This window comes from Blastococcus sp. SYSU DS0510, from assembly GCF_054050835.1.
This window is the reverse complement of sequence record NZ_JBJHAC010000010.1, coordinates 25,764-36,826: the sequence shown is the minus strand read 5'-3', so window position 1 is coordinate 36,826 and position 11,063 is coordinate 25,764. Positions and strand designations below refer to the sequence as shown.

Here is an 11,063-nt window from a genome sequence, read left to right as displayed (position 1 = left end):
CGTGCGCACCGGCTCGGGGGAGTGGTCGCCCGGACACGCCGGTCGCCGCGACACGCCCGACACGCACTCCGGCCGCAGATCTTTCTTCTCACCCACCGCGGCCGTCCCTGCATCACGGGATGAGACACTTCCGAGGCGAGTCGTCACGGTCAGTGGTGCGGATGTGACCAAAGGGTCGTCCGGGTCTGGTGCGATCCGGGCCCACCGACACGCCGACCCCGTGAGGGTGCTTGTAGCGCCTCTCGGCGCGCACCTAACTTCATCCACGTCGACCGAGTTGACATAACTGTAAGGCTGAACTTGAGGATGAGGGTCCAGTTGGGGAGCGCCGCATGACACCTCCGCACAACTATCTAGCGGTCATCAAGGTCGTCGGCATCGGCGGCGGCGGGGTGAACGCGGTCAACCGCATGATCGAAGTCGGCCTCAAGGGGGTCGAGTTCATCGCGATCAACACCGATGCCCAGGCGCTGCTGATGAGCGACGCCGACGTCAAGCTCGACGTCGGCCGCGAGCTCACGCGCGGGCTCGGTGCCGGCGCGCAGCCCGACGTCGGCCGGCAGGCCGCCGAGGACCACCGCGAGGAGATCGAGGAGGTGCTCAAGGGCGCCGACATGGTCTTCGTGACCGCGGGCGAGGGTGGTGGCACCGGTACCGGCGGCGCCCCCGTCGTGGCCTCGATCGCCCGCAAGCTGGGCGCGCTGACCATCGGCGTCGTCACCCGTCCTTTCTCCTTCGAGGGCAAGCGGCGCGCGGTGCAGGCCGAGTCGGGCATCGAGGAGCTGCGCAACGAGTGCGACACGCTCATCGTCATCCCGAACGACCGGCTGCTGCAGCTGGGCGACCGGAACGTCAGCGTCATGGATGCCTTCCGCACCGCCGACCAGGTGCTGCTGAGCGGTGTCCAGGGCATCACCGACCTGATCACCACGCCCGGCCTGATCAACCTGGACTTCGCCGACGTCAAGTCGGTCATGTCCGGGGCGGGGTCGGCGCTGATGGGCATCGGCAGCGCGCGCGGCGACAACCGCGCGCTGCTCGCCGCCGAGCAGGCGATCGCGAGCCCGCTGCTGGAGGCCTCGATGGAGGGCGCCCACGGCGTGCTGCTGTCGATCTCCGGTGGGTCGGACCTGGGGCTGTTCGAGATCAACGAGGCCGCCTCGCTGGTCTCGGACGCGGCGCACCCCGACGCCAACATCATCTTCGGTGCCGTCATCGACGACGCCCTGGGTGACGAGGTGCGGGTGACCGTCATCGCCGCCGGCTTCGACGGCGGACGGCCCAACACGCGCAAGGACGGCGCCGCGACGACCGGTTCGCCGCAGCCGCCGGTCTCCACCGGGGCCGCCTCGCCGTTCGCCGCGCACCGGCGTCCGGTGGCCGCACCCCCGGTCGCCACCACGCCGCCGCCGGCGGCCGCACCGGCTCCCGCCCCGGCGCCGGCGGCTCAGCCGGTGACGGGGGAGCGGCTCGCGCAGCAGGCCCCGTCGGCCTCGGGTGGGCGACCGGGCACCGGGGGCGGTCTCACCGTGCCCCCGCTGCCGCCCATCCAGGGCTCGTCGGCCAACGGCCGCCGGCCCCTGTCGAACGAGGACTTCGAGGAAGAGCTGGACATCCCCGAGTTCCTCAAGGGCTGAAGGACCCTGCTGCCCCCCGCCCCCTTCGCAGGCTCGGGGCGGGGCGTGCAGCAGGGCCGTTCCGCGGGTTCGCCAGGCCGTAGTCTGGCGCCCGATGCATACGAATCCGGCCGCTCCGTCGGCGGTGCGACCTCGCAGGGTCGTCACCGACCGGCGGGGCGGCCGTTCCCGTTCCCCCTACGACTCCTTCAACCTGGGCTCCCACGTCGGTGACGACCCCGCCGACGTCGCCGCGAACCGGGCCCGCGTGGCGCGGGAGCTCGGCGTGGGGGAGGACCGCCTGGTCTGGATGGACCAGGTGCACGGCACCGGCGTCGCGGTCGTCGACGGGCCGCAGGCCGGGCCCGTCCCCGGGACCGACGCGCTGGTCACCGCGACGCCGGGCCTGGTGCTTGCCGTGCTGGCCGCCGACTGCGTGCCCGTCCTGCTGGCCGACCACGAGACCGGCGTCGTCGCCGCCGTCCACGCCGGCCGCGAAGGAGTCCGCCAGGGCGTGCTGCCGGCGGCGCTGTCGGCCATGGCGAGCCTGGGCGCCCGCGCGCGGAACGTGACCGCGTTGCTGGGCCCCGCCGTCTGCGGAGCCTGCTACGAGGTCCCCGGGGAGATGCAGCGCGAGGTGGCGCGGGAGGCGCCGGCCGCCGCGGTGACCACCCGGGCCGGCACGCCGGGCCTGGACCTGCGGGCCGGTGTCGAGGACATCCTCCGTCGCGCCGGCATCCCGGAGGTCGTCCAGGACCCGCGCTGCACCGTCGAGGACCGCACCCTCTTCTCCCACCGCCGCGACGGCGTCACCGGCCGTCAGGCGGGCCTCGTCTGGCTCGAGTGAGGGCCACCCTTCCCCCGGCGCCTCGCAGGCCCGGCGCGGGGGCCTGGAGGGTGGTTGTTCCAGCCCGTCACCAGGGGGGACGATCCAGGCCGTGAGCCCGCTCGCCGAGAACCTGCGCGCCGTCCGCGCCCGCATCGACCGGGCCGCGCGGGCCGCCGGGCGCGACCCCGCGACGGTGCAGCTGCTCGCGGTCAGCAAGACCTGGCCCGCCGCCGATGTCCGCGCGCTCGCCGCGCTGGGGCAGCGCGACTTCGGTGAGAACCGGGTCCAGGAGCTCCTGGGCAAGGCGGCGGACCTCGCCGACGCCGGCGTGCGCTGGCACTTCGTCGGCCAGCTGCAGCGGAACAAGGCCGCCGCCGTGGCCCGCACCGGCGCCGTCGTGCACTCCCTGGACCGCGCGCCCCTCGCCGCCACGCTGGACCGCGCCGGCCAGGAGGCGGGCCGCCCGGTCGACGTGCTCGTCCAGGTCGACCTGGGCGGGCCCGAGGGGGAGGCCGCCGCGCGCGGCGGGGCGATACCGGAGGAGGTCCCCGCGCTCGCCGACGTGGTGGCCGCGGCGGCCGGGCTGCGGCTGCGCGGCGTCATGGCCGTCGCGCCGCGGGGCGAGCAGCCGGGGCCCGCCTTCGACCGGCTGGCGCGGGTGGCCGAGCGGCTGCGTGCCGACCACCCCGGGGCGGTCGAGATCTCCGCGGGCATGAGCGGGGACCTCGAGGAGGCAGTCGCGGCGGGCGCCACGATCGTGCGTGTCGGAACCGCGTTGTTCGGCGCGCGCCCCCTACCCTGCGGTGAGTTCGAGGAACACCAGCCACGCGAGTCACAGCAGTCGCACGAGCCGCGCGAGCACCGGGCGGACGGGGACGATGTGACGACGACCGTGCAGACGCGACGCTGAGGACACCGGCAGAGGGGGAGGTCCGATGGCTGGAGCCATGCGGAGGATGGGGATCTACCTGGGGCTCGTCGAGGACGACGATCTCCGTGGCTACGGCCGGTACGACGCCCGCCCGTCGGACGAGCTCGGGCACGACCGTCGCTACGGCCGCTACGACGAGGACCGCTACGGCGAGAACTTCGCCGACCGCGGCTACGCCGACGACTACGCCGACGAGTACGCCGACGACGAGGTCGCCGAGGTGCCCGCCGCCCGTGACCCCGAGCCCCTGTCGGTGCGCCGGGTCCAGGCCCGCCCGCTCGGCCTCGCGCCGACCGGCGCGGCTGCCGGGTCGACCGGCTCCCGTGTCCTGAGCACCACCAGCGGCCCCGTCGCCGCGGCCGGCCTGGCCGTGCGCGAGCCGGTCGTGGCCCCCGAACCCGAGCCAGAGGCGGCACCCGCACCCGTGGCCAAGAGCTACCAGGTCGTCACGCTCCACCCGCGCACCTACAACGAGGCGCGCACCATCGGTGAGCGGTTCCGCGACGGCATGCCGGTCATCATGAACCTGACCGAGATGGACGACGCCGACGCCAAGCGCCTCGTCGACTTCGCTGCGGGACTGAGCTTCGGACTGCGCGGTAGTATCGAGCGCGTCACGGCGAAGGTGTTCCTGCTCAGTCCGCAGGACGTCGCCGTCACCGCTGAGGACAAGGCGAAGATCCGCGAGGGCGGGTTCTCCCAGAAGTCCTGAGCGGCGCGCAGTGGAGTCGGCACCCGGTGGTGCCCTGATCGAGCGGGGCCCGTGTCTCTTTTCTGGCAGATCGTCTCGTCGGTGCTGCTCGTCTTCCTCGTGCTGCTCTTCGCGCGGTTCGTCGTCGACTGGGTGATGGTGCTGGCGCGCAGCTGGCGTCCCTCGGGCGCGGTCGCGGCCGGTCTCGAGATCGTCTACTCGACCACCGATCCACCGCTGAAGGCCGTGCGCAAGGTCATCCCGCCGTTGAACCTGGGGTCCATCCGACTGGACCTCGGGTTTATGGTGCTGCTGATCGCCGTGGTGGTCCTCCGGAACATCACGCTCGCACTCGCATGACCGCTGAAGCCCCCGGGGTCCAGAGCCGTGGGACGGTGGCGTTCCGTCGCCGCCCCACGACGCCCCTGTTCCCGCCGTCCGACCTGAGGTGACCTGAAGATGCCACTCACGCCTGCCGACGTGCACAACGTCGTCTTCAAGAAGCCGCCCATCGGCAAGCGGGGCTACGACGAGGACGAGGTCGACGCCTTCCTCGACGTGGTGGAGGCCGAGCTGGCCCGCCTGATCGAGGAGAACAACGAGCTGCGCTCCAGCGTCGGCCGCGCCGGCGCGCGTGCCGAGGAGCGGCCCGAGCCGCCGGCCCCCGCCCCGGCACCGGCGCCGCAGGCCGCGCCTGCCCCGCCGGTCCAGTCCCGGGAGGACGACAGCGCCCGTGCCTCCCGGATGCTGGCGCTGGCCACCGAGACGGCCGACCGGTACGTCAACGAGGCGAAGACGCAGTCCGAGCAGATGCTCTCCGGCGCCAAGACCAACAGCGAGCGCCTGATGTCCGAGGCGCGGGCCAAGAGCGAGCAGATGGTCGCCGAGGCCAAGCACCGCGCGGACTCCATGATCGGTGACGCGCGGACGCGCGCCGAGACCATGGAGCGCGAGGCCCGCGCCAAGGCCGCCGCGCTCGACCAGGACGCCGAGCGCCGGCACGTCGAGGTCATGGGCGGCCTGGAGGAGAAGCGCACCAGCCTGGAGCGGAAGATCGAGGAGCTGCGCACGTTCGAGCGCGAGTACCGGACCCGGCTGCGGTCCTACCTCGAGTCGCACCTGCGCGACCTGGACAGCCGCGGCTCGGCCGAGCCCGCCGCCGCCGGCCGGCAGAACCAGCACGCCAGCGCCTGAGCCAGCGCACCACGAAGGCCCCGGACCTCTCGGTCCGGGGCCTTCGTGGTGGACCGGCCTCGTTCAGGGGCCCGGTGCGAGCGTGCGTGTGCCGGGGAGCGGGAGGTCCTTCAGCCCTTGACGCTCCCGGCGAGCAGGCCGCGCACGAAGTAGCGCTGCAGCGCCAGGAACACGATCAGCGGCAGGATGATCGAGACGAACGCGCCCGCCGCGAGCAGGTACCAGTCCGACCCGCGGGTGCCCACCATGTCGGCCAGCCGCACGGTGAGCGGGGCGACGTCCTGTGCCCCACCGGCGAAGGTGAGGGCGACGAGCAGGTCGTTCCACACCCACAGGAACTGGAAGACGGCGAACGCCGCGATGGCCGGGGTGAGCAGCGGCAGCAGCACCTGGAAGAAGATCTTCACGTGCCCTGCGCCGTCCATGCGGGCGGCCTCGACGAGCGAGGGCGGGATCTCCTTCATGAAGTTGTGCAGCAGGAAGATCGCCAGGGGCAGGGCGAAGATCGCGTGCGACAGCCAGATGGTCCAGAACGACCCGGCCAGCCCGCCGTCGACGTACAGGCTCAGCAGCGGGATCAGGGTCACCTGGATCGGGACGACCTGGAGCGAGAAGACGGCGACGAACAGGATGTTGCGGCCCTTGAACTGCACCCAGGCGAACGCGTAGGCCGCCAGCAGGGCCAGGGTGATCGGGATGACCACCGCCGGCAGGGTGATGACCAGCGAGTTGACGAACAGCGACGCGAAGTCGGTGCCGCCGTAGAGGACCTGGTTGTAGTTGTCGAGGGTGAACTCCGGGTTCGTGAACGCCGTCCACCAGCCGGAGCGGCGGATGTCGAGCTCCGGCCGGAAGGAGGTGACCAGCAGGCCCAGGATCGGCACGGTCCAGAGGACGGCGATGACGATCGCGATGACCGACGCGGCCGGGGAGGTGAGCCGCTTCTTGACCCGTGCCGCTCGGGTGTGCGTCCGCCCGCGGGTGTCCACCTCCCCGGGTACCGGGGCCATGACAGGGGTCGTGGTGGTCATCGGACCTCCTCGGCCAGGCGCAGCTGGCGGACGTTGTAGGCGATGATCGGGATGACCAGCAGGAAGAGCAGCACCGCCAGGGCGGCGCCGAGGCCGAAGTTGAACTGGCGGAAGGCCTGCGTGTAGAACTCGTTGGCCACGACGCTGGTGCCGAAGTTGCCGCCGGTCATCGTCCGCACGACGTCGAAGACCTTGAGCGTGACGATCGCGATCGTGGTGAGCACGACCACCAGGGCCGGGCGGATGCTGGGCACGGTGACGTAGCGGAACATCTGTAGGCCGCTCACGCCGTCGAGCCGCGCCGCCTCGACGATGTCGTCGGGGATCGCCTTGATCGCCGCGGAGAGCACCGTCATGGCGAACCCGGCCTGGATCCAGATCATCACGACGATGAGGAAGAAGGTGTTCGCGGGCGCGGTCAGCAGGAACTGCTGGGGCTCGAGGCCCAGCGAGACCAGCAGCTGGTTCAGCAGGCCGATCTGGTTCACCCCCGGCTGGTCGGGGCGGAACTCGTAGACGAACTTCCAGATGACGCCGGCCGCCACCATGGAGATCGCCATGGGCAGGAAGATCAGCGCCTTGGCCAGGGACTCGAAGCGGGTGCGGTCGACCAGGTAGGCGTAGACCAGCCCGAGGGTGGTGGTGACGACGGGGACCACCAGCACCCAGAGCACGGTGTTGACCAGGACGGTCTGGAAGTTGTCCTCGGTGAAGACCGTCGCGTAGTTCTCCAGGCCGACGAACTCCGAGCCGTCCCGGTTGTAGAACGAGCCCCGCACGGTCTCCAGCGCGGGGTACACCAGGCCGACCAGCAGCAGGATGAACGTGGGGCCGAGGAAACCGGCGACGACCACCCAGGTGGGTACCCGCTTGGGCCGGTCCACGGCGAACAGGATCGCGCCCATCACGACGGCGAACAGCAGGATGGCGACCACCATCAACGCGATCTTGTGCCCTGCGGTGTTCGCCTCCAGGAACCACTCCACCGGTGGCAACCTCCTTCCGACGGTGGATGCCGGGGGACGGCCGCAGCCGTCCCCCGGCATCCGGGGTGGTGGGCGCCCGGTCAGCCGTGCGGCTGCCGGGCGCCCGGTGTCACGACCGCGAGGTCAGGACGCCGGCCAGGCCTGCTCGACGTCGGTGAGGACGGCCTCGGTGGGCTTGTCGTTGGCGATCCAGTTGGTCAGCTCGGTCCACAGGCGACCGGCGCCGATCTCGGCCGGCATGAGGTCCGAGCCGTCGAACCGGAACACCGACTCCGGGTCCTGGAACAGCTCGGCGGAGAGCTGGTCCACCGGGGACTCCAGGTTCTCGACATCCAGACCGGTGTTGGCGCTGACCCAGCCCGGGCCGGAGACCTGGGCCTTGATGTTGGCCCACTCCGGGGACGAGAGGTAGGTCTGGAACGCCTGGGTGGCCGGGTCGTCGTTGAACGCCGCGGTGAACTCGCCGCCCCCGAGGACGGGGGCGGACTCGCCCTCGATGGGCGGCAGCGGGAAGGCGAAGACGTCGCCGTCCGGGCCGACCTCGGTGCCCTCCGGCCAGTTGGCCTGGTAGAAGGACGCCTGGCGGTGCATCCAGCAGCTGCCGTCGAGGATGGGCAGACCGGCGTCGCCGAACTCGGTGGACGCGATCGACTGCACCTCGCCGAGGCCACCGTTGACGAACTCGGGGTTCTTGAGGATCTCGCCGACGGTGTTCAGCGCCTCGACGATCTGCGGGTCGTTGAACGGGATCTCGTGGTTGACCCACTGGTCGTAGACCTCGGGGCCGGCGGTGCGGAGGACGACGTCCTCGAGCCAGTCGGTGGCCGGCCAGCCGGTGGCGTCACCGGAGCCGATGCCCGCGCACCACGGCTTGGCGCCGGTGGCGGCGATCTCCTCGGAGAGGGCGATCATCTCGTCCCAGGTCTGCGGGACCTCGTAGCCGGCCTCCTCGAACGCCGCGGGCGAGTACCAGACGAAGGACTTGGCGTTGGCGCCCAGCGGCGCGGCGTAGAACTCGCCGTCGACGCTGCCGTACTCCTTCCAGCTCTCGTCCCAGTACTCGTCGACGTTCGCCTCGGTCTGCTCCGGGGCGGCCACGACGTCGCCGGAGCGGACGAGGTTGGCCAGCAGACCCGGCTGCGGGATGAAGGCGATGTCGGGGGCGTTCCCGCTCTGGGTGCGGACGACGAGCTGCGCCTCGAACTCGCGGGAGCCCTCGTACTGGACGTCGACGCCGGTGCACTCCTCGAAGGGCACGTAGGAGTCGATGTGCGGCTGGTCCTCGGGGTCGACGATCGAGGTGTAGACGGAGACGGTCTCGCCCTCCAGGTCGCCGAACTCCTCGTAGGGCGCGCAGTCGATCTCCGTGTCGGCGGCCGCCGCGCCGCCGCCACCGCCGTCGACCTGGTCCGCGCCGCACCCGGTGAGCAGGAGCGTCAGCCCCAGCCCGCCGGCCACTGCCGCTGCCCCGCGGCCTCTCGCGCGCTTGCTCATGTGGTCCCTCCAAAGTCCTGCGGCTCCGTCGCCGCATCGTGTGACTGCGAGCTCGGCACCCGGTCCAGGGCCCGGCCCGTCACATCCGTGCGGCGAGGTTAGCCGCGCGGGAGACCCCCTGCGGCAACGTTGCCGTAACAGTTGTGCAGGATCCGAGCGGTTGGTGCACGTCCGGGTGACTGCGCGCCGCGGAGCATATGGGAGCGCTCCCACGGCGGCTCGCCGCCAACCCACGATCGGGGGACGTCCCGCTCGCCGCCCGGTGACCCGGTCGGGGACGTCGTCGGCGCCGTGGTGGTCCAGGCGGCCCCCGCCGTGCCACAGTGACGGCACCGTTCGGCGCAGGAAGGGACCCATGGCCGCCATCACGTTCGACCACGCCACGCTCGTCTACCCGGGGGCGACCCGCCCGTCGGTCGACGCGCTGGACCTGCAGATCGCCGACGGCGAGTTCCTCGTGCTGGTCGGCCCGTCCGGCTGCGGCAAGTCGACGTCGCTGCGGATGCTCGCCGGCCTGGAAGAGGTCACCGACGGCCGGATCTGCGTGGGCGAGCGGGACGTGACCCACCTGCCGCCGAAGGACAGGGACATCGCCATGGTGTTCCAGAACTACGCGCTCTACCCGCACATGACGGTCGCCGAGAACATGGGGTTCGCCCTCAAGATCGCCGGCGTCTCCAAGGAGGAGCGGGCGACCCGCGTCCAGGAGGCCGCCCGCATCCTCGACCTCGAGCCCTACCTCGACCGCAAGCCCAAGGCGCTCTCCGGCGGCCAGCGGCAGCGGGTCGCGATGGGCCGGGCCATCGTGCGCCAGCCCCAGGTCTTCCTGATGGACGAGCCGCTGTCGAACCTCGACGCCAAGCTGCGCGTGCAGACCCGCACGGAGATCGCCGCCCTGCAGCGCCGGCTCGGGGTGACGACGGTGTACGTCACCCACGACCAGGTCGAGGCCATGACGATGGGCGACCGGGTCGCCGTGCTCAGCGAGGGCGTGCTGCAGCAGGTCGACACGCCCCGCAACCTCTACGACAAGCCGGCGAACGTGTTCGTCGCCGGCTTCATCGGCTCGCCGGCGATGAACCTCGTCCCGGTGACGCTGACCGAGGGTGGGGCGCAGGTCGGCGGGCAGGCGGTCCCGCTGCCGCGCGAGGCGCTCGCCACCATCGCCCGCGAGGGCGGCACCACCGCCACCCTGGGGTTCCGGCCGGAGTCGGTCGAGTTCGTCGCCGCCGGTCAGGGCATCCCCGTCGAGGTGCTCATCGTGGAGGAGCTCGGGTCCGACGCGTTCGCCTACGGCCGGCTGGCCACCGCGGTGGAGGGGCTCGTCGACCAGAAGCAGATCGTGCTGCGCGCCGACCCCCGTCGCCCACCGGCGAAGGGCGAGATCGTGCACGCGGCCATCCGGCCGGGGGAGGCCCACCTCTTCTCCGCGGAGACGGGGCTGCGGGTCACCGAGACCCCGGTCTGACCCCCGCGCCGCTCCGGAGCGGCGCGGGCGTCCGAGGGGCGGGTGCGGCGCGGCGCGCCCTACAGTCCCCCTGTGATCGTGATCGCCGCGCTGCTCGTGCTGCTGGGCCTCGGTCTCTTCGTGGGCGGGCTGCTCACCGGCACGACGGCGCTGTACTGGGCCTGCGTCGGGGCGTGCGTGGTCGCCGCGGCCGTCCTGGTCGTGGCCCGCCGGCAGATCGCGGCGCGCGCCGGGGAGCCGGCGGGCGCCGCGGCCGCGGGGGCCACCGCCTCGGCGGCGGCCACGGGTGCGCCCGCCGCCCCGGCGACCCCCGCGACCACGCCCGACGCCGGGCCGGCGGCGACCGGGCCGGACCTGGCGACCGGCGCGACCGCCGTCCCACCGGCGACCCCGCCGGCCGCCGAGCCGGCCCCGCCGACCGTCGAGCCGGTCCCGTCGTCCGCCGAGCCGGCCCCGCCGTCCGCCGAGCCGGTCCCGGCGCCGCCGGTCGAGCACCCGGCCGCGCCGGCTGGGCCTCTGACGGGCGGTCACGCCGCGGTGGGTCGGCCGCGGGAGCAGCGGGAGCGGGGGGAGCCCCCGGTCGAGGAGGTCGAGGTCACCGACCTGCTGATCATCGTGGACCTCACCGACGAGGTGCTGGTGGTCGACGAGCACCCGCGCTACCACGTGCCCGGCTGCGTGCACCTGCAGGGCCACGAGGCGATCCCCCTGCCGCTGGACGAGGCGCGCACCGACGGGTTCACCCCGTGCGGCGTGTGCCGGCCCGACCGGCAGCTCGCCGACCGGGCCCGCGCCCGCAAGGCCCGGGGCGCCTGAGCCCCCG

The 11,063-nt window shown here is 72.7% G+C and carries 11 protein-coding genes; 8 read left to right on the top strand and 3 right to left on the bottom strand.

Annotated features, from left to right (window positions below; translation table 11 throughout):
- The first annotated feature begins 332 nt into the window (after positions 1-332).
- The 6 genes from ftsZ (at position 333) to wag31 (ending at position 5,261) form a co-directional block, all read left to right on the top strand.
- Positions 333-1,637, top strand: a complete 1,305-nt coding sequence (ftsZ, locus tag ACI79P_RS09940; protein ID WP_456580882.1) for a cell division protein FtsZ — start codon at positions 333-335, stop codon at positions 1,635-1,637.
- A 124-nt stretch (positions 1,638-1,761) separates the two neighbouring features.
- A complete protein-coding gene (gene pgeF, locus ACI79P_RS09935) occupies positions 1,762-2,463 on the top strand; it encodes a peptidoglycan editing factor PgeF (RefSeq protein ID WP_456580881.1) in 702 nt (233 codons plus the stop codon).
- A 91-nt stretch (positions 2,464-2,554) separates the two neighbouring features.
- On the top strand, positions 2,555-3,355 hold the full coding sequence (locus ACI79P_RS09930) for a YggS family pyridoxal phosphate-dependent enzyme (protein WP_456580880.1): 801 nt from the start codon (positions 2,555-2,557) through the stop codon (positions 3,353-3,355).
- A 25-nt stretch (positions 3,356-3,380) separates the two neighbouring features.
- Entirely contained in the window at positions 3,381-4,088 is a 708-nt protein-coding gene (locus ACI79P_RS09925) for a cell division protein SepF (RefSeq protein ID WP_456580879.1), read from the top strand.
- 51 nt (positions 4,089-4,139) lie between these two features.
- Entirely contained in the window at positions 4,140-4,427 is a 288-nt protein-coding gene (locus tag ACI79P_RS09920) for a YggT family protein (protein WP_456580878.1), read from the top strand.
- Positions 4,428-4,526: 99 nt separating this feature from the next.
- A complete protein-coding gene (gene wag31 / locus ACI79P_RS09915; protein WP_456580877.1) occupies positions 4,527-5,261 on the top strand; it encodes a DivIVA-like cell division protein Wag31 in 735 nt (244 codons plus the stop codon).
- Between the two features lie 110 nt (positions 5,262-5,371).
- On the opposite strand, the gene ACI79P_RS09910 is transcribed toward wag31, so the two are convergent.
- From ACI79P_RS09910 to ACI79P_RS09900, 3 genes are all read right to left on the bottom strand, one after another.
- A complete protein-coding gene (locus ACI79P_RS09910) occupies positions 5,372-6,292 on the bottom strand; it encodes a carbohydrate ABC transporter permease (RefSeq protein WP_456580876.1) in 921 nt (306 codons plus the stop codon).
- On the bottom strand, positions 6,289-7,278 hold the full coding sequence (locus tag ACI79P_RS09905; RefSeq protein ID WP_456580875.1) for a carbohydrate ABC transporter permease: 990 nt from the start codon (positions 7,276-7,278) through the stop codon (positions 6,289-6,291). The genes ACI79P_RS09910 and ACI79P_RS09905 overlap by 4 nt, the downstream gene beginning before the upstream one ends.
- Before the next feature lie 123 nt (positions 7,279-7,401).
- The gene (locus ACI79P_RS09900) at positions 7,402-8,772 is read right to left on the bottom strand and encodes an ABC transporter substrate-binding protein (RefSeq protein ID WP_456580874.1); all 1,371 of its coding nucleotides are present in this window, start codon (positions 8,770-8,772) and stop codon (positions 7,402-7,404) included.
- 355 nt (positions 8,773-9,127) lie between these two features.
- Here ACI79P_RS09900 and ACI79P_RS09895 point away from each other — a divergent pair, with 355 nt between their 5' ends.
- Both ACI79P_RS09895 and ACI79P_RS09890 read left to right on the top strand, forming a co-directional pair.
- Positions 9,128-10,240, top strand: a complete 1,113-nt coding sequence (locus tag ACI79P_RS09895) for an ABC transporter ATP-binding protein (protein WP_456580873.1) — start codon at positions 9,128-9,130, stop codon at positions 10,238-10,240.
- A 72-nt stretch (positions 10,241-10,312) separates the two neighbouring features.
- Positions 10,313-11,056, top strand: a complete 744-nt coding sequence (locus ACI79P_RS09890) for a hypothetical protein (RefSeq protein ID WP_456580872.1) — start codon at positions 10,313-10,315, stop codon at positions 11,054-11,056.
- Positions 11,057-11,063 lie beyond the last annotated feature (7 nt).